This window comes from Microvirga guangxiensis (assembly GCF_900102135.1).
Classification (GTDB): Bacteria; Pseudomonadota; Alphaproteobacteria; order Rhizobiales; family Beijerinckiaceae; genus Microvirga; species Microvirga guangxiensis.
In genome coordinates, this window is sequence record NZ_FMVJ01000024.1 from 1 (window position 1) to 17,903 (window position 17,903).

Annotated in this window: 14 protein-coding genes and 1 tRNA gene; 14 read left to right on the top strand and 1 reads right to left on the bottom strand. The window is 61.6% G+C overall.

Features of this window, described 5'->3' with window-relative positions; all coding sequences use genetic code 11:
• The 10 genes from BLP10_RS22375 to rpoC all read left to right on the top strand — a co-directional run.
• Window positions 1-99 (top strand): EF-Tu C-terminal domain-related protein (locus BLP10_RS22375; protein WP_483127774.1); only part of this gene is annotated, 99 nt, incomplete at its 5' end.
• A 45-nt stretch (window positions 100-144) separates the two neighbouring features.
• A tRNA-Trp gene (locus BLP10_RS22380) sits at window positions 145-221 on the top strand.
• Window positions 222-380: 159 nt separating this feature from the next.
• Window positions 381-581 (top strand): preprotein translocase subunit SecE, encoded by a 201-nt coding sequence (secE, locus tag BLP10_RS22385; RefSeq protein WP_091139844.1) that lies wholly within the window; start codon window positions 381-383, stop codon window positions 579-581.
• A 12-nt stretch (window positions 582-593) separates the two neighbouring features.
• The gene (gene nusG, locus BLP10_RS22390; RefSeq protein WP_091139847.1) at window positions 594-1,127 is read left to right on the top strand and encodes a transcription termination/antitermination protein NusG; all 534 of its coding nucleotides are present in this window, start codon (window positions 594-596) and stop codon (window positions 1,125-1,127) included.
• A 168-nt stretch (window positions 1,128-1,295) separates the two neighbouring features.
• Window positions 1,296-1,724, top strand: a complete 429-nt coding sequence (gene rplK, locus BLP10_RS22395; RefSeq protein ID WP_091139853.1) for a 50S ribosomal protein L11 — start codon at window positions 1,296-1,298, stop codon at window positions 1,722-1,724.
• Between the two features lie 10 nt (window positions 1,725-1,734).
• A complete protein-coding gene (gene rplA / locus BLP10_RS22400) occupies window positions 1,735-2,433 on the top strand; it encodes a 50S ribosomal protein L1 (protein WP_091139856.1) in 699 nt (232 codons plus the stop codon).
• A 549-nt stretch (window positions 2,434-2,982) separates the two neighbouring features.
• The gene (gene rplJ, locus BLP10_RS22405; RefSeq protein ID WP_091139859.1) at window positions 2,983-3,501 is read left to right on the top strand and encodes a 50S ribosomal protein L10; all 519 of its coding nucleotides are present in this window, start codon (window positions 2,983-2,985) and stop codon (window positions 3,499-3,501) included.
• A 52-nt stretch (window positions 3,502-3,553) separates the two neighbouring features.
• Complete coding sequence (rplL, locus tag BLP10_RS22410) at window positions 3,554-3,931, top strand: 50S ribosomal protein L7/L12 (protein WP_091139863.1); 378 nt, start codon at window positions 3,554-3,556, stop codon at window positions 3,929-3,931.
• A gap of 241 nt (window positions 3,932-4,172) precedes the next feature.
• Complete coding sequence (gene rpoB, locus BLP10_RS22415; RefSeq protein ID WP_091139867.1) at window positions 4,173-8,333, top strand: DNA-directed RNA polymerase subunit beta; 4,161 nt, start codon at window positions 4,173-4,175, stop codon at window positions 8,331-8,333.
• Window positions 8,334-8,445: 112 nt separating this feature from the next.
• Window positions 8,446-12,621, top strand: coding sequence for a DNA-directed RNA polymerase subunit beta' (rpoC, locus tag BLP10_RS22420; RefSeq protein WP_091139871.1), 4,176 nt, complete (start codon window positions 8,446-8,448; stop codon window positions 12,619-12,621).
• Between the two features lie 53 nt (window positions 12,622-12,674).
• Here the strand turns inward: rpoC and BLP10_RS22425 are convergent, their stop codons facing one another.
• Complete coding sequence (locus BLP10_RS22425; RefSeq protein WP_210183656.1) at window positions 12,675-14,003, bottom strand: glycosyltransferase family 4 protein; 1,329 nt, start codon at window positions 14,001-14,003, stop codon at window positions 12,675-12,677.
• Between the two features lie 788 nt (window positions 14,004-14,791).
• On the opposite strand from BLP10_RS22425, the gene rpsL reads away from it, so the two are divergent.
• The 4 genes from rpsL to BLP10_RS23015 form a co-directional block, all read left to right on the top strand.
• Window positions 14,792-15,163 carry a 30S ribosomal protein S12 gene (gene rpsL / locus BLP10_RS22430; protein WP_009764294.1) on the top strand — a complete coding sequence of 124 codons (372 nt, stop codon included), beginning with the start codon at window positions 14,792-14,794 and terminating at the stop codon, window positions 15,161-15,163.
• A 35-nt stretch (window positions 15,164-15,198) separates the two neighbouring features.
• A complete protein-coding gene (gene rpsG, locus BLP10_RS22435) occupies window positions 15,199-15,669 on the top strand; it encodes a 30S ribosomal protein S7 (RefSeq protein ID WP_091139880.1) in 471 nt (156 codons plus the stop codon).
• Window positions 15,670-15,687: 18 nt separating this feature from the next.
• Window positions 15,688-17,763, top strand: coding sequence for an elongation factor G (fusA, locus tag BLP10_RS22440; RefSeq protein ID WP_091139883.1), 2,076 nt, complete (start codon window positions 15,688-15,690; stop codon window positions 17,761-17,763).
• 45 nt (window positions 17,764-17,808) lie between these two features.
• Window positions 17,809-17,903 (top strand): GTP-binding protein (locus tag BLP10_RS23015; protein ID WP_205620562.1); only part of this gene is annotated, 95 nt, incomplete at its 3' end.

Here is a 17,903-nt window from a genome sequence, read left to right on the forward strand (position 1 = left end):
CTGATTGCTCCGATCGCCATGGAAGAGAAGCTGCGCTTTGCTATCCGTGAAGGCGGTCGTACCGTCGGCGCCGGCGTCGTCGCCGCCGTGATGGACTAAAAGAAATCGGGTGGCGGTTCATCCGCCACCTGTCGACCCGCTCGCAGGAGTGTAGCTCAATCGGCTAGAGCACCGGTCTCCAAAACCGGGGGTTGGGGGTTCGAGTCCCTCCACTCCTGCCAGCGGGTCGACAAGGCGGACGTTTTCGATTATGAGGCGTCTCCAAGATGGTTTGAACAGGTGGCGCGAGGCTGGAAAACAGCCTCGCGCCCCTTCAATTTGGGCTCAAGCGTGCCCTTAGGGACGTTCGCAGCCTTCAGGGCCTGTGGACGCAAGCGAAAATGGCGAAGACGAACCCGTTCGATTTCATACAGCAGGTCCGCTCGGAAGCCGCGAAGGTGACTTGGCCGACGCGCAAGGAAACCATGATCACGACCGCCATGGTGTTCTTGATGGTTGTGCTGGCCAGCGTGTTCTTCCTGGTTGTCGATCAGGCGATCGGGTGGGGCGTTCGCTCGGTAATCCTTGGACTTGGTGGTTAAGAGGTAGATGTGATGACGAAGCGTTGGTATATCGTCCACGCCTACTCAAATTTCGAAAACAAGGTGGCTCAGTCGATCAAGGACCAGGCAGCCCAGCGCGGCCTGGAAGACAAGTTCGACGAGGTCATGGTGCCGACCGAGAAGGTCGTCGAGGTGCGCCGCGGCCGTAAGGTCGATACCGAGCGTAAGTTCTTCCCCGGCTACGTCCTGGTGAAGTGCGACCTCACCGACGAGGTTTATCACCTCATCAAGAATACGCCGAAGGTGACGGGCTTCCTGGGCGCAGACAAGGCCAAGCCGGTTCCGATTCCGGACCGCGAAGCCGAGCGCATCAAGGGACAGGTGGCCGAGGGTGTCGATCACCCCAAGCCGTCCGTCAGCTTCGAGATCGGCGAGCAGGTACGTGTCTCCGATGGCCCGTTCGCATCCTTCAACGGCGTGGTCGAGGAAGTCGACGACGCCCGGGCCCGCCTCAAGGTGGCGGTGTCCATCTTCGGCCGCGCCACGCCGGTCGAACTCGAATACGGTCAGGTCGAGAAGATCTGAACCGTCTGAGGGCGGCGAGACGATCGCCGCGCTCATGGCCTCTCCAAGAGGCTTTCATCCGCGGGAGGTCTGCCCGGTCGCCAACCGGGAGTTTCAGGCTGTACCGCGATCTGCAACTGCCATTCCGTTCGGTTGGCGCCGGGCGGATGGTCCATTAGGAGCAGTCCTATGGCAAAGAAAATTGCGGGCTACGTTAAGCTTCAAGTGCCCGCCGGCGCGGCCAACCCGTCGCCGCCGATCGGTCCTGCGCTGGGTCAGCGCGGCCTGAACATCATGGAATTCTGCAAGGCCTTCAATGCGAAGACCGCGCAGATGGAGAAGGGCACCCCGATCCCGGTGATCATCACCGCCTATCAGGATCGTTCCTTCACCTTCGAGATGAAGCAGCCGCCGGTTTCTTACTGGCTCAAGAAGGCCGCGAAGATCGACAAGGGCTCGCAGACCCCCGGCAAGGGCAGCAATGTCGGCCGTGTGACGCGCGACCAGATCCGCGAGATCGCCGAGAAGAAGATGGTCGATCTCAACTGCGACACCGTTGAGTCCGCCATGGCCATGATCGAGGGCTCCGCGCGCTCGATGGGCATGGAAGTGGCGTAAGGAGGGCACGATGGCTAATGAAGGTAAGCGCATCCGCGCCGCCCGCGAGGGCATCGATGCCGACAAGCTGTATCCGATCTCGGACGCAGTGAAGCTGATCAAGGAACGCGCCAAGGCGAAGTTCGACGAGACCATCGAGATCTCGATGAACCTCGGCGTCGATCCCCGCCACGCCGACCAGATGGTCCGCGGCGTCTGCAACCTTCCGAACGGCTCTGGCCGTACGGTTCGCGTTGCCGTGTTCGCCCGTGGCCCGAAGGCCGATGAGGCGAAGGCTGCCGGTGCCGACATCGTGGGTGCAGAAGAGCTGTTCGAGACCGTCAACGGCGGTACGATCGAGTTCGACCGCTGCATCGCGACCCCGGACATGATGGGTCTCGTCGGCCGTCTCGGTAAGGTGCTCGGCCCGCGCGGCCTGATGCCGAACCCGCGCGTCGGCACGGTCACCATGGACGTCAAGAGCGCCGTCGAAGCTGCCAAGGGCGGCGCCGTCGAGTTCCGAGTCGAGAAGGCTGGTATCGTCCATGCCGGTATCGGCAAGGCCTCGTTCGGTGAGGACAAGCTCGTGGAGAACATCAAGGCTTTCGCCGATGCCGTCTCCAAGGCGAAGCCCTCGGGCGCCAAGGGCACCTACATCCAGCGCATCGCCGTCTCCTCGACGATGGGCCCGGGCGTGAAGGTCGATCCGTCGTCTGTCCTGAACGGCTAATCGGTCCATCCGAATCGCAAGAGAAAAGCCCGGCGCCTGTCGCCGGGCTTTTTGTTTCCATCCCTCTCCCAAAAGAGGCGAGGGCAGGGGAACGATACTTAGTTGCGTAAATAAACGCCAAATGTCCGGCAAAAGCCTCTTGGCAAGTGCGGCAGGAAGGCTTATTAGAACGCGTTGAGTTTCCAACATATACGGAGGCTGCGCTTTCGCGCGGCTTCAGTTAGGAATCCACTCCAGCGATGGAGTGGTGACAAGCCGGCGGGTCAAGGGGCAACCTTTGGCGCGTTCCGGCTATGTCCTGTCCGAGACTGCAGGCGCCGGCTTGTCCGGCTTAATTCGAGAGGGCCTGCATAGACGGGGAAGCCGAGTTTCATGTCTGCATAAACGCAGGCAGCGAGTTTCGGTTCGAACCATCTCACCCTTTGCGCCGCCTGGCGCATCCGGGGGACAGGGCTTGCGAGAGCGCCGTTCGGGTGCCTCAGGTGCAAGCCTGGGCCTTGAACGGCAAGTGCAACCGGCGGACATGGTCCGCCAACCGGAGAGAGCCCAGTGGATAGAGCAGCAAAGCGCGAGCTCGTCTCGACTCTCGGCGACGTGTTTTCCAGCACGAGCGTCGTCGTCGTGGCCCACTATGCTGGCCTTACGGTCGCTGACATGCAGAAGCTGCGCGCGCAGATGAAGCAGGCCGGCGCCACCGTGAAGGTCGCGAAGAACCGCCTCGCCAAAATCGCTCTCGAAGGCACGGACGTCGCGTCCATCTCGGGCCTTATGAAAGGTCCGACCCTGATCGCTTATTCGAGCGATCCGGTCGCGGCGGCCAAGGTCGCAGTCGATTTCTCCAAGACCAACGACAAGCTCGTGATTCTTGGCGGAGCTATGGGCGCGACCGCCCTGAACGTGGACGGAGTGAAGGCGCTTGCCACCCTTCCGTCCCTCGACGAACTGCGCGCCAAGCTGGTCGGCCTCGTCCAGGCCCCGGCTACCAAGATCGCGCAGCTCTCGACCGCGCCGGCTGCGAAGCTGGCTCGCGTGTTCGGGGCCTATGCCAAGACAGGCGAAGCGGCGTGAGGCCGTACCCTCAATCACTAACCCGTTCGAACTGAACTTAAGGATCTAAGAAATGGCTGATCTTGCCAAGCTCGTTGACGATCTTTCGTCGCTGACCGTTCTCGAGGCTGCTGAGCTCTCGAAGATGCTCGAAGAGAAGTGGGGCGTTTCCGCTGCCGCTGCTGTTGCCGTTGCTGCCGCTCCTGGCGCTGGCGCTGGCGCTCCGGCTGCTGAAGAGCAGACCGAGTTCACGGTCGTTCTCGCTTCGGCAGGCGACAAGAAGATCGAGGTCATCAAGGAAGTCCGTGGCATCACGGGCCTGGGCCTCAAGGAAGCTAAGGACCTCGTCGAAGGCGCGCCGAAGCCCGTTAAGGAAGGCGTTGCCAAGGACGAAGCCGAGAAGATCAAGGCGACCCTCGAGAAGGTCGGCGCCAAGGTCGAGCTTAAGTAATTTTGCGGCCTTCATGGCCGCAGGGTTACCCCCGAGAAATCGGGGCTCAAAAACACACGGTCCCAGGCATTTTTGCTTGGGGCCGTTGTGTCGTCAAAGAGGCCGGGCTTCTTGAGACGGCATCCGAAAGGGCTCGCAGACGAGCCCGGATTGGTTCGAAAACCGGCCTTAGCCGGGCGCCTAATCCAGAGTCCCGACCCCTGGGGTTCTCGATTAGGCGTGTATGAGGAACGAGGTCCAGATGGCCAATACACTGATCGGCCGGAAGCGCATTCGCAAGTTCTTCGGGAAAATCAAGGAAGTGGCGGAGATGCCGAACCTTATCGAGGTTCAAAAGGCATCCTACGACCAGTTCTTGATGGTCGAAGAGCCAAAAGGCGGCCGGCCGGAAGAGGGCTTGCAAGCCGTCTTCAAATCGGTTTTTCCGATTTCGGACTTTTCTAACACTGCATTGCTCGAGTTCGTGAAATACACGTTCGAGCCTCCGAAGTACGACGTTGACGAGTGCCGTCAGCGCGGCATGACCTTTGCCGCTCCGCTGAAGGTAACCCTGCGTCTCATCGTGTTCGATGTGGACCCGGATACCGGCGCCCGCTCCGTGAAGGACATCAAGGAGCAGGACGTCTACATGGGCGACATGCCGCTCATGACCGACAACGGCACCTTCATCGTCAACGGCACCGAGCGCGTTATCGTCTCGCAGATGCACCGTTCGCCGGGCGTGTTCTTCGACCACGACAAGGGCAAGACCCATTCTTCCGGCAAGCTGCTGTTCGCTGCCCGCATCATTCCGTATCGCGGTTCCTGGCTCGACATCGAGTTCGACGCCAAGGACATCGTGTACGCTCGTATCGACCGCAAGCGTAAGATTCCGGTGACGTCGCTCCTCTACGCCCTGGGCTTGGACGGAGAGGAAATCCTCAACACCTTCTACAACCGCGTCGTCTACACCAAGACGAAGGATGGCTGGACCATTCCGTACGATGCGGAGCGCATGAAGGGCTTCAAGGCTTCCGTCGACCTCATCGATGCGAAGACCGGCGAGGTTGTGCTCGAGGCCGGCAAGAAGCTGACCGTGCGCGCTGCCCGCCAGCTCGCCGAGAAGGGTCTCAAGGACCTGCGCGTGACGGACGAGGATCTCGTCGGCCAGTACATCGCCGAGGATCTCGTGAACCCGAAGACGGGCGAGATCTACGCCGAGGCCGGCGACGAGATCACCCTGACCGTCGACGCCAAGACCGGCGACCGCAAGGGCAACCTGGTCGACCTCATCGACTTGGGCTACACGGAAATCCCGGTTCTCGACATCGACCACGTCACCGTTGGTCCCTACATCCGCAACACGCTGGCCGTGGACAAGGCTTCCTCCCGCGAGGATGCTCTGTTCGACATTTACCGCGTCATGCGTCCGGGTGAGCCGCCGATCCTCGAGACGGCGGAAGCGATGTTCAACTCGCTGTTCTTCGATGCCGAGCGCTACGACCTCTCGGCCGTCGGCCGCGTGAAGATGAACATGCGCCTCGACCTCGATGCTGAGGACACAGTGCGTACGCTGCGCCGCGAGGACATCCTCGCCGTGGCGAAGGCGCTTGTGGACCTGCGTGACGGCAAGGGCGAGATCGACGACATCGACCACCTCGGCAACCGCCGTGTGCGTTCGGTCGGCGAGCTCATGGAGAACCAGTATCGCCTGGGTCTGCTGCGTATGGAACGCGCGATCAAGGAGCGCATGTCGTCGGTCGATATCGACACCGTCATGCCGCAGGACCTGATCAACGCGAAGCCTGCCGCCGCCGCCGTGCGCGAGTTCTTCGGCTCCTCGCAGCTCTCGCAGTTCATGGACCAGACCAACCCGCTCTCCGAGGTCACGCACAAGCGTCGTCTCTCGGCGCTTGGCCCGGGCGGTCTGACCCGCGAACGCGCCGGCTTCGAAGTCCGCGACGTGCACCCGACGCACTATGGCCGTATCTGCCCGATCGAGACGCCGGAAGGCCCGAACATCGGCCTGATCAACTCGCTCGCCACCTTCGCCCGCGTGAACAAGTACGGCTTCATCGAGACGCCGTTCCGCCGCGTGCGCGACAGCAAGGTGACGGACGAAGTGGTGTATCTGTCGGCCATGGAAGAGGCGAAGTACAACATCGCCCAGGCCAACTCTACGCTGGATGCCAACGGCACGCTCACCGAAGAGCTGGTGATTTGCCGCCGCGCCGGTGAAAACATCGTGGCCGCGCCCGATCGCGTGGACCTGATGGAAGTGTCGCCGAAGCAGCTCGTGTCGGTCGCCGCCGCGCTCATTCCGTTCCTCGAGAACGACGACGCGAACCGCGCTCTCATGGGTTCGAACATGCAGCGTCAGGCCGTGCCGCTCGTACAGGCGGACGCCCCGTTCGTCGGTACCGGCATGGAAGCGGTCGTGGCCCGTGACTCGGGTGCTGCGATTGCGGCCCGCCGCACCGGCATCGTCGACCAGGTGGACGCGACCCGTATCGTTATCCGCGCGACGGAGAACACGGATCCGACCCGTCCCGGCGTCGACATCTACCGCCTGCAGAAGTTCCAGCGCTCCAACCAGTCGACCTGCATCACGCAGAAGCCGCTGGTGCGCGCCGGCGATATGGTCCGCAAGGGCGATATCATCGCCGACGGTCCGTCGACCGAGTACGGCGAACTGGCTCTCGGCCGCAACGTGCTCGTCGCGTTCATGCCGTGGAACGGCTACAACTTCGAAGACTCGATCCTCCTCTCCGAGCGCATCGTGAAGGAAGACGTGTTCACCTCGATCCATATCGAGGAGTTCGAAGTGATGGCCCGCGACACGAAGCTGGGTCCTGAGGAAATCACGCGCGACATTCCGAACGTTTCGGAAGAGGCGCTGAAGAACCTCGACGAAGCCGGCATCGTCTATATCGGTGCCGAGGTCCATGCGGGCGACATCCTCGTCGGCAAGATCACGCCGAAGGGCGAAAGCCCGATGACGCCGGAAGAGAAGCTTCTGCGCGCCATCTTCGGTGAGAAGGCTTCCGACGTTCGCGATACCTCGCTGCGCGTGCCCCCGGGCGTGACCGGCACCATCGTGGAAGTCCGCGTCTTCAACCGTCACGGCGTCGACAAGGACGAGCGTGCGCAGGCCATCGAGCGCGAGGAAATCGAGCGCCTCGCCAAGGACCGCGACGACGAGCAGGCGATCCTGGACCGCAACACCTATGCGCGTCTTGCCGAGATCCTGAACGGCAAGAAGGGCGTGGCCGGGCCGAAGGGCTACAAGAAGGACACCCCGATCAACCGCGAGCTGCTCAACGAGTATCCGCGGTCGCAATGGTGGCAGTTCGCGGTCGAAGACGATGCTCTGATGACCGAAATCGAGGCCATGCAGAAGCAGTACGACGAGTCCAAGAAGCGCCTTGAACAGCGCTTCCTCGACAAGGTCGAGAAGCTTCAGCGCGGTGACGAGCTGCCTCCGGGCGTCATGAAGATGGTCAAGGTCTTCGTGGCCGTGAAGCGCAAGATCCAGCCGGGCGACAAGATGGCCGGCCGTCACGGCAACAAGGGTGTCGTGTCGCGCATCGTTCCGATCGAGGACATGCCGTTCCTCGAGGACGGTACCCACGCGGATATCGTGCTCAACCCGCTCGGCGTACCGAGCCGCATGAACGTGGGTCAGATCCTTGAGACGCACCTCGGCTGGGCTGCTGCCGGTCTCGGCAAGCAGGTCGCTCAGGCCGTCGACGCCTACATGCGGAACGGTCAGTCCAAGTCCCTGCGCGATCAGCTCGTGTCGATCTACGGCAACCTGCCTGAGATCGAGCAGGCTTCCGACGAGGAACTCGTGGAACTCGGCAACAAGCTGCGCCGCGGCGTTCCCTTCGCCACGCCCGTCTTCGACGGCGCGAAGGAGGCGGACATCGAAGCCATGCTTCAGAAGGCTGGTCTCGACCCGTCGGGTCAGGTCACGCTGTATGACGGCAAGACCGGCGAGGCTTTCGACCGCAAGGTCACGGTGGGCTACATCTACATGCTGAAGCTGCACCACCTCGTGGACGACAAGATCCACGCCCGCTCCATCGGTCCCTACAGCCTCGTCACCCAGCAGCCGCTGGGCGGCAAGGCCCAGTTCGGCGGCCAGCGCTTCGGCGAAATGGAGGTCTGGGCGCTCGAGGCTTACGGCGCCGCCTATACCCTTCAGGAAATGCTCACGGTCAAGTCGGACGACGTGGCCGGACGTACCAAGGTCTACGAAGCCATCGTGCGTGGCGACGACACCTTCGAGTCGGGCATTCCGGAGAGCTTCAACGTTCTCGTGAAGGAAATGCGCTCGCTCGGCCTGAACGTCGAACTGACCAACTCCAAGAAGGCAGCCAACGAGGCGGAGCAACTCCCTCCGTCCGAGGCAGCCGAGTAAGGCGCGATAGCGCTTCATAGATTTGAGGTAAGGCCGCGGCATTTGAGCCGCGGCCCCATGCAATTGCCGGCGAGGGTGCTTACATAAGCGCCCTTCAGCCCAGGAGACGGCGATGAATCAAGAGGTCATGAATCTCTTCAACCAGACGGCCCAGCCGCAAAGCTTCGATCAGATCAAGATCTCGATCGCGAGCCCTGAGAAGATTCTGTCCTGGTCCTACGGCGAGATCAAGAAGCCGGAGACCATCAACTACCGTACGTTCAAGCCCGAGCGTGACGGCTTGTTCTGCGCGCGCATCTTCGGTCCCATCAAGGACTACGAGTGCTTGTGCGGCAAGTACAAGCGCATGAAGTACAAGGGCGTGATCTGCGAGAAGTGCGGCGTGGAAGTCACGCTTGCCCGCGTCCGTCGTGACCGCATGGGCCACATCGAGCTCGCGGCCCCCGTCGCGCACATCTGGTTCCTGAAGTCCCTGCCGAGCCGCATCGGTCTGCTGCTCGACATGACCCTGAAGGATCTGGAGCGCATCCTTTATTTCGAATCCTACATCGTCGTGGATGCCGGTCTGTCCCCGCTCAAGGACCGTCAGCTGCTGACTGAGGAAGAGTACATCCGCGCTCAGGACGAGTTCGGCGAGGACAGCTTCACCGCCATGATCGGCGCTGAAGCCATCCGCCGCATCCTGCAGGAGCTCGACCTCGAGAAGACGGCTCAGGAGATCCGTGAGGAAATCGCGGTCACCACCTCGGAGCTGAAGCCCAAGAAGCTCATGAAGCGCCTCAAGATCATCGAGGCGTTCATTCAGTCGGGCAACAAGCCCGAGTGGATGATCATGACCGTCGTGCCGGTGATCCCGCCGGATCTGCGTCCTCTCGTGCCGCTCGACGGCGGCCGTTTCGCGACGTCGGATCTGAACGACCTGTACCGCCGCGTCATCAACCGTAACAACCGCCTGAAGCGCCTCATGGAGCTTCGCGCTCCGGACATCATCGTCCGCAACGAGAAGCGCATGCTGCAGGAGGCTGTCGACGCCCTGTTCGACAACGGCCGTCGCGGCCGCGTCATCACCGGCGCCAACAAGCGTCCGCTGAAGTCGCTCGCCGACATGCTGAAGGGCAAGCAGGGCCGCTTCCGTCAGAACCTGCTCGGCAAGCGCGTCGACTACTCTGGCCGTTCGGTCATCGTGGTGGGTCCGGAGCTCAAGCTCCATCAGTGCGGCCTGCCGAAGAAGATGGCTCTCGAGCTGTTCAAGCCGTTCATCTACGCCAAGCTCGATGCGCGCGGCCTGTCCGCCACCGTCAAGCAGGCGAAGAAGCTCGTCGAGAAGGAGAAGCCCGAGGTTTGGGATATCCTGGACGAGGTCATTCGCGAGCATCCGGTGCTGCTCAACCGCGCCCCGACGCTCCACCGCCTCGGCATCCAGGCCTTCGAGCCCACTCTGATCGAGGGCAAGGCGATCCAGCTGCACCCGCTCGTCTGCGCCGCGTTCAACGCAGACTTCGACGGTGACCAGATGGCCGTCCACGTGCCGCTCTCGCTCGAGGCGCAGCTCGAAGCCCGCGTGCTGATGATGTCCACCAACAACATCCTGCACCCGGCCAACGGTCAGCCGATCATCGTGCCGTCGCAGGACATCGTTCTGGGCCTCTACTATCTCTCCATCGTCTCCGAAGGTCAGCCCGGTCAGGGCAAGGCTTTCGCCGACATGGGCGAGATCGAGCATGCGCTGAACGAGAAGGTCATCACGCTCCACACCAAGATCCGCTATCGCTGGGAAGGTGTCGGCGAGGACGGCAAGCCCTACACGAAGATCGTCGACACGACCCCCGGTCGGGTCATGCTCTCGCGCCTTCTGCCGAAGCACCCGGCTCTGTCCTTCGACGTCGTGAACAAGCTCATGACGAAGAAGGAGATCTCGGGCATGATCGATGCCGTCTACCGCCACTGCGGTCAGAAGGAATCGGTGATCTTCTGCGATCGCATCATGGGCCTCGGTTTCTACAATGCCTTCCGCGCCGGCATTTCGTTTGGCAAGGACGACATGGTGATCCCGGAGAACAAGTGGGAGATCGTCGAGGAAACCCGCGCTCTCGCGAAGGACTACGAGCAGCAGTACCAAGACGGCCTGATCACCCAGGGTGAGAAGTACAACAAGGTTGTCGACGCCTGGGCGAAGTGCTCGGATCGTCTCGCAGGTGAGATGATGAACCGCATTTCCGCGGTTCAGAAGGACGAGAACGGCCGCGATAAGCAGGTCAACTCGATCTACATGATGTCTCACTCGGGTGCTCGTGGTTCGCCGGCTCAGATGAAGCAGCTCGCCGCCATGCGTGGCCTCATGGCCAAGCCGTCGGGCGAAATCATCGAGACGCCGATCATCTCGAACTTCAAGGAAGGCCTGGACGTTCTCGAGTACTTCAACTCGACCCACGGCGCCCGTAAGGGCTTGGCCGACACCGCGCTCAAGACCGCGAACTCGGGTTACCTGACCCGCCGTCTCGTGGACGTGGCGCAGGACGCGGTCATCCGTGAGACGGATTGCGGCACCGAGAAGGGCATCAAGATGCGCGCCATCATCGATGCCGGCCAGGTGGTCGCATCGCTGGCCTCGCGCATCCTGGGCCGTTCCACGGCCGAGGATCTGGTCGCTCAGGACGGCGCCGTGATCGTGCCCAAGGGCACGATGATCGAGGAGCATCACCTCGAAGCCATCGGCGCTGCCGGCATCCAGGAAGTGAAGATCCGTTCGGTGCTCGTCTGCGAGTCCAAGAACGGCGTCTGCGCCACCTGCTACGGCCGTGACCTGGCACGCGGTACCCCGGTCAATCACGGTGAAGCTGTCGGCGTCATCGCCGCTCAGTCCATCGGCGAGCCGGGCACCCAGCTCACCATGCGTACCTTCCACATCGGCGGCGCTGCCCAGATTGCCGACTCGTCCTTCATCGAGTCGAGCTTCGAAGGCACCATCGGCTTCCGCAACAAGAACATTGCGCGGAACTCCGACGGCGATCTCGTGGTCATGGGCCGCAACGTGGCTGTCGTGATCACGGGTCCGGACGGCACCGAGCGCGCTGTCCACCGTCTGCAGTACGGCTCGCGTCTGAAGGTCGACGAGGGCGACACGATCAAGCGCGGTCAGCGCATCGCAGAGTGGGATCCCTATTCCCGTCCGATCCTGACCGAGGTCGAAGGCACCGTCGGCTACGAGGACCTCGTGGACGGCGCGTCGATGATCGAGTCCGTGGACGAGTCGACCGGCATCGCCAAGCGCGTGGTCATTGACTGGCGCGGCTCCGCTCGTACGGCGGATCTGCGTCCGGCGGTCATCATCGAGGGCAAGGGCGGCAAGGTTGCCAAGCTGGCCCGCGGCGGCGACGCTCGCTACCTCCTGCCCGTGGACGCGATCCTTGCGGTCGATCCCGGTGCTAAGGTGAAGGCCGGTGACGTGCTGGTCCGTGTTTCGACGGAAAGCGCCAAGACCCGCGACATCACGGGCGGTCTGCCGCGCGTGGCGGAGCTGTTCGAGGCCCGTCGTCCGAAGGATGCGGCCATCATCGCGGAGAAGTCCGGCACGATTCAGTTTGGTCGCGACTACAAGAGCAAGCGTCGCCTGACGCTGAACCCGCACGATGGTTCGGAGCCGGTGGAGTACCTGATCCCGAAGGGCAAGCACATCCACCTCCAGGACGGCGACGTCGTCGAAATCGGCGACTTCATCGTGGACGGCAACCCGGCCCCGCACGACATCCTTGCCGTCAAGGGCGTCGAGGAGCTGGCAGCCTACCTCGTGAACGAGATCCAGGAGGTCTATCGTCTCCAGGGCGTGCTCATCAACGACAAGCACATCGAGGTGATCGTTCGCCAGATGCTGCAGAAGGTTGAGATCACCGAAGGCGGCGACAGCGAGTTCCTCGCTGGCGAGCAGGTTGATCGTCTCGAGTTCGAGGAGATCAACGAGCGCCTCGTGTCCGAGAAGAAGAAGCCCGCCGAAGGCGTGCCGGTTCTGCTCGGTATCACCAAGGCATCGCTGCAGACCCGCTCCTTCATCTCGGCGGCGTCCTTCCAGGAGACCACCCGCGTCCTCACCGAGGCGGCGGTCAACGGCAAGGTCGACACCCTCGAGGGCCTCAAGGAGAACGTCATCGTCGGCAGCCTCATCCCGGCTGGTACGGGTGCGTTGACTTCGCAGATCAAGGCAGTCGCGACCCATCGCGATGAGCTGATCCTCCAGCAGAAGCGCTCGGAGTCGGCAGCCCAGGTCAGCGAGCTGCCCCCGGCAGCCGAGTAAGGCTCTGAAATCAATAAGATCGAGAAGGCCGCCTCCGGGCGGCCTTTTCTGTTTCAGGAGACTGATGCAGGAGGGGAGATCCTCGCGAGATCGAACTTGGCGAGCCAGATAAGGGCTCGAATGCTTATTTGATGCTTCGGCATGGAAGCCTTGGCCAGAACGTCCCTCACGGTTCTGTTCTCTGGCCCTAGTTCGAGCCAAAGAGCCTCAAGCGCTTCTGCGCTTGTGCCGGACGTTGAGTCGGCAAGGGCGATTGTCAGCCGAAGCCGTTCCTTGACATCTTCCAGGCTGATCTCCGGAGTCCGGCGGATTTGGTGGTCAAGGGACAGGGTGCCAGAAGGGAAACTCGCAAAAAGCTCATAGGGGTCGGGCCGGGCAGGGCGGTATGTCGCCAGCTTGCTGGACGCTGGAGTGGGGGCAGTGCCTTCCCGGCGAATGTGGCCGAGCTTGTCCCAGAGGTTCTCATAGGCGCGAACGATCACCTTCCAGTCATACACCTCGCGCGCTCTCGCTGCGCCATTGGCACCAAGCCTGCGGCGAAGCTCAGGATCTGCGGCCAAGCGGTCTATGGCCGCTGCAGTCGCGTCTATATCGACTGAAACGCCGAGTGAGGCTTGGCCGATATATCGGTCGTAACTATCCGTTCCCAGCGTGTAGCGGACGGCGAGGTCCAGCCCCACACCTGCCGGTGCCCCGAGGGTAGGGATGGTAAAGCCGTCAATCCCATCTCGTACCGTATCCTTGTAGCCATCCCAGTCGGAGACCACTACGGGCAGGCCTGCCGCCATGGCCTCGATAGGGGTCAAGCCGAAGGTTTCCTGGATATTGTCCGAGAGGGAGCAGAAGATGTCGGCGCAGGACCAGGCTTTAGTGCGCTCCTCCTGCTTGCGTCCATCGAGGGTGATCGCACGTATCGAAGGGCAGAGCTTCGCCCTCGCTGTTTCAAAGGCTTGAGCAATGGCGTCGCTCGCCGTCCAACCACATTCCACGATAACCAAGCGATGTCTCTGGGCGAGGCGTTCCAGCGCCAGATACATCGGAGCCGGGTTGGCCTTGGCATGGAATGACAAACGGCCGAGAAAGAGAGCGACGACTTCGTCAGGAGCGATTCCAAGCTCGGCCCTGGCTCGATCCCGTTCGGTTGCGTGCTTGCCCTGTGCCTCGCAATCCACCCCAAGAGGAATGATCGGCAATTGGGGTACGACGAATCTTGTCGCGCCAATCCGCCGTCTGAGATAATCCGCCTGCCGCTCAAGAAGCCTGACTATGACGTTGCGAGAGGCGGTCGATGTGCAGATCATCGCGTCCCAAGGCTGGATCGGAAGGGTCAGCCATTCCGTGATAGCATCCATGGTCCTGGCGCTAGAGAGGGTATGGTTCACCCCGCAGAGGCTCCACGACCGCGAACCGTGAAGCTCTCGGGTCCAGGCTTGAGAAGCACTGATCGTCGCGGGAGTGAAAAGGCAGCCCGCGTGCGCCAGGCCGCCGGGATCCTTCTGAAGCACGATCCGAGGTCGGGCTTCCGGGTTCAAGTCTTTGATAAAGCTAGCAAAAGACTTGCCTTCCGAGACGCTCCTGACAAGCCCAGTGATCGAAAGATCGGAAGCGTGGCGCGCAAAGGCCGAGAGGAAGCCAAATCCGGCGAAGTGCCGCCCCATGGGTTTGGCATGACTCACGTCGAACGCTTCATCTACATAGTGAATGACCGCACTAGCCACGCCAAATCCTCGCTGACCCCACTTTCAAATACCCTTGCGTAGGCCTGGATTAGAACTATCTAACACAAGAGGGAGCGCTTTAAGTCCGGCGTTCCATCATGCTTTCGCGGCCGTTACCGAAACCTGTTGACTTTCCGCGACTCGGACGCTAGAGAAACCGGACTTTCCGGCGGGCCGTAGGTTTTAGCCAGTCGAAGCGCCTAGCTTCGACCCGATGCAACCTAAACGCTGCCGAACTCAAACCTTGACTGACAAACGTCAGATTTAGGGCATGACCGCGGTGCCAGATCATCGTGGTCCTCTGCAATCGCACCGCGCCAGGGGCTACGACAGCCAATGGCGTGGCTTCGTTTCGTGCAGCCTATGCAAGGCCCGCAGGAACGGTGAGTGCGGCGTTGAACCGTTGAAGATACCCAAAGGCCACTTTGGTGGCTGATGAAAGAGGGCACAGGATGCCAACGATCTCTCAGCTGATCCGCAAGCCGCGGACGGCGCAAAAGAGCCGGAATAAGGTTCCCGCGCTTGAGGCCTGCCCGCAGAAGCGTGGCGTGTGCACGCGCGTTTATACGACGACCCCGAAGAAGCCGAACTCGGCTCTGCGTAAGGTCGCCAAGGTTCGTCTGACCAATGGCTTCGAGGTCATCGGTTACATCCCGGGTGAAGGTCACAACCTTCAGGAGCACTCCGTGGTCATGATCCGCGGCGGCCGCGTGAAGGACCTTCCGGGTGTCCGTTACCACATCCTCCGCGGTGTCCTCGACACCCAGGGTGTCAAGAACCGTAAGCAGCGTCGTTCGAAGTACGGCGCGAAGCGGCCGAAGTAAGCCGTTAACACTCATTTTTAGGTCGGAGCTCGCTCATGTCCCGCCGCCATAGCGCCGAAAAGCGCGAGATTATCCCGGATCCGAAGTTCGGGGATATCGTCGTCACGAAGTTCATGAACTCCATCATGTACGACGGTAAGAAGTCTGCTGCCGAGAGCATCGTCTACGGTGCATTCGATGTGGTCGAAAGCCGCGCGAAGGCTAACCCGCTCGAGGTCTTCAAGCAGGCCCTCGACAACGTTGCCCCGGCAATCGAAGTCCGTTCCCGCCGCGTCGGCGGTGCGACGTATCAGGTTCCGGTCGAAGTCCGCGCCGAGCGCCGTCAGGCTCTCGCGATCCGTTGGATCATCCAGGCTGCCCGCGGCCGCAACGACAAGACCATGATCGAGCGTCTCTCCGCTGAGCTGCTCGATGCCTCGAACAACCGCGGCAATGCCGTGAAAAAGCGCGAAGACACTCACCGTATGGCTGAAGCCAACCGTGCGTTCTCGCACTACCGCTGGTAACGGTAAGGAGCTTAGGCGATGCCCCGCACGCACGCGATTGAGGACTACCGTAACTTCGGCATCATGGCGCACATCGATGCCGGCAAGACGACGACGACTGAGCGCATCCTGTACTACACCGGTAAGAACCATAAGATCGGCGAAACCCACGAGGGTTCGGCGACCATGGACTGGATGGAGCAGGAGCAGGAGCGTGGCATCACCATCACGTCCGCTGCCACGACATGCTTCTGGAACGGCAAGCGTCTGAACATCATCGACACCCCCGGCCACGTCGACTTCACCATCGAAGTCGAGCGTTCGCTGCGCGTGCTCGATGGCGCTGTTTGCGTTCTCGACGGCAACCAGGGCGTTGAGCCCCAGACCGAGACTGTTTGGCGTCAGGCTGACAAGTACGACGTTCCGCGCGTCGTGTTCGTCAACAAGATGGACAAGATCGGTGCCAACTTCTTCAAGTGCGTCGACGACATCGTAAAGCGCGTTGCCGGCAAGCCCGTCTGCCTTCAGATCCCGATCGGTGCGGAAAACGATTTCCAGGGCATGGTCGATCTGATCAAGATGAAGGCCTATGTCTGGGAGAACGAGGCGCTCGGCGCCAAGTTCAACGAGGTCGAGATCCCGGCTGATCTGCAGGACCAGGCTGTCGAGTATCGCGGCAAGCTCGTCGAAGCTGCGGTCGAGATGGATGACGATGCCATGGTTGCCTATCTCGAGGGCCAGGAGCCCGACGAGGCAACTCTGCGTCGCCTGATCCGTACGGCTGTTCAGCGTCGTGCGTTCCACCCGGTTCTCTGCGGTTCGGCCTTCAAGAACAAGGGCGTTCAGCCTCTGCTCGACGCTGTCGTGGACTTCCTGCCGTCTCCGGCCGACCGTGAGGCGATCCAGGGCATCGACTTCAAGACCGAAGAGCCGATCACCCGTAAGCCGACCGACGACGAAGCCTTCTCCATGCTCGCCTTCAAGATCATGGACGATCCCTTCGTGGGCACGATCACCTTCTGCCGCGTTTATTCGGGCAAGGTGAACGCCGGTGAAACGCTGCTGAACTCGTCTCGCGACAAGAAAGAGCGCGTCGGCCGCATGCTTCTGATGCATGCGAACAACCGCGAAGACATCAAAGAGGCCTATGCTGGCGACATCGTCGCTCTTGCTGGCCTTAAGGAAGTCCGCACCGGTGACACGCTCTGCGATCCCAGCAAGGCTGTGATCCTCGAGCGCATGGAGTTCCCGGATCCGGTCATCGAGATCGCGATCGAGCCGAAGTCGAAGGGCGACCAGGAAAAGCTGGGTCTGGCTCTCTCGAAGATGGCTGCCGAGGATCCGTCCTTCCGCGTTTCCACCGATCAGGAATCCGGTCAGACGATCCTGAAGGGCATGGGCGAACTGCACCTCGACATTAAGGTCGACATTCTCCGTCGTACCTACAAGGTCGATGCCAATGTCGGCGCTCCTCAGGTGGCTTACCGTGAGACGATCACGAAGAAGACCGAGGTGGACTACACCCACAAGAAGCAGACCGGCGGTACGGGTCAGTTTGCTCGCGTGAAGCTGGTCGTCCAGCCGAACGAGACGGGTGCAGGCTTCTCCTTCGAGTCGAAGATCGTCGGCGGTGCCGTTCCGAAGGAATACATCCCGGGCGTCGAAAAGGGCCTCCAGTCGGTTGTGGGCGCTGGCGTCGTTGCCGGCTTCCCGGTGGTCGACCTCAAGGTCGAGCTCATCGACGGTGCCTTCCACGAAGTCGACTCGTCGGCTCTGGCCTTCGAAATCGCTTCTCGCGCTGCTCTCCGTGAGGCCCTCCAGAAGGGCGCTTCGGTTCTGCTCGAGCCGGTGATGAAGGTCGAAGTCACGACCCCTGAGGACTACACGGGCTCGGTCATCGGTGACCTGAACTCCCGTCGCGGTCAGATCCAGGGTCAGGACATGCGCGGCAATGCCGTGGTCATCAACGCGATGGTCCCGCTCGCCAACATGTTCGGCTACGTGAACACCCTGCGCGGCATGAGCCAGGGTCGTGCGAGCTACACCATGCAGTTCGACCACTACGAGCAGGTGCCGTCGAACGTGGCTGCCGAGGTTCAGGCGAAATACGCCTGAACCCATTAAAGCGAATATTGGAATATCAAAGGAACGGGTGCCACGATGGCGAAGGAAAAGTTTGAACGCAATAAGCCGCACTGCAACATCGGCACGATTGGTCACGTTGACCACGGCAAGACGTCGCTGACGGCTGCGAT

Bases quoted from the DNA above. Each gene is read 5' to 3' on its own strand.
- secE (WP_091139844.1), top strand. From the start codon at position 381: ATGGCGAAGACGAACCCGTTCGATTTCATACAGCAGGTCCGCTCGGAA.
- nusG (WP_091139847.1), top strand. From the start codon at position 594: ATGACGAAGCGTTGGTATATCGTCCACGCCTACTCAAATTTCGAAAAC.
- rplK (WP_091139853.1), top strand. From the start codon at position 1,296: ATGGCAAAGAAAATTGCGGGCTACGTTAAGCTTCAAGTGCCCGCCGGC.
- rplA (WP_091139856.1), top strand. From the start codon at position 1,735: ATGGCTAATGAAGGTAAGCGCATCCGCGCCGCCCGCGAGGGCATCGAT.
- rplL (WP_091139863.1), top strand. From the start codon at position 3,554: ATGGCTGATCTTGCCAAGCTCGTTGACGATCTTTCGTCGCTGACCGTT.
- rpoB (WP_091139867.1), top strand. From the start codon at position 4,173: ATGGCCAATACACTGATCGGCCGGAAGCGCATTCGCAAGTTCTTCGGG.
- rpoC (WP_091139871.1), top strand. From the start codon at position 8,446: ATGAATCAAGAGGTCATGAATCTCTTCAACCAGACGGCCCAGCCGCAA.
- rpsL (WP_009764294.1), top strand. From the start codon at position 14,792: ATGCCAACGATCTCTCAGCTGATCCGCAAGCCGCGGACGGCGCAAAAG.
- rpsG (WP_091139880.1), top strand. From the start codon at position 15,199: ATGTCCCGCCGCCATAGCGCCGAAAAGCGCGAGATTATCCCGGATCCG.
- fusA (WP_091139883.1), top strand. From the start codon at position 15,688: ATGCCCCGCACGCACGCGATTGAGGACTACCGTAACTTCGGCATCATG.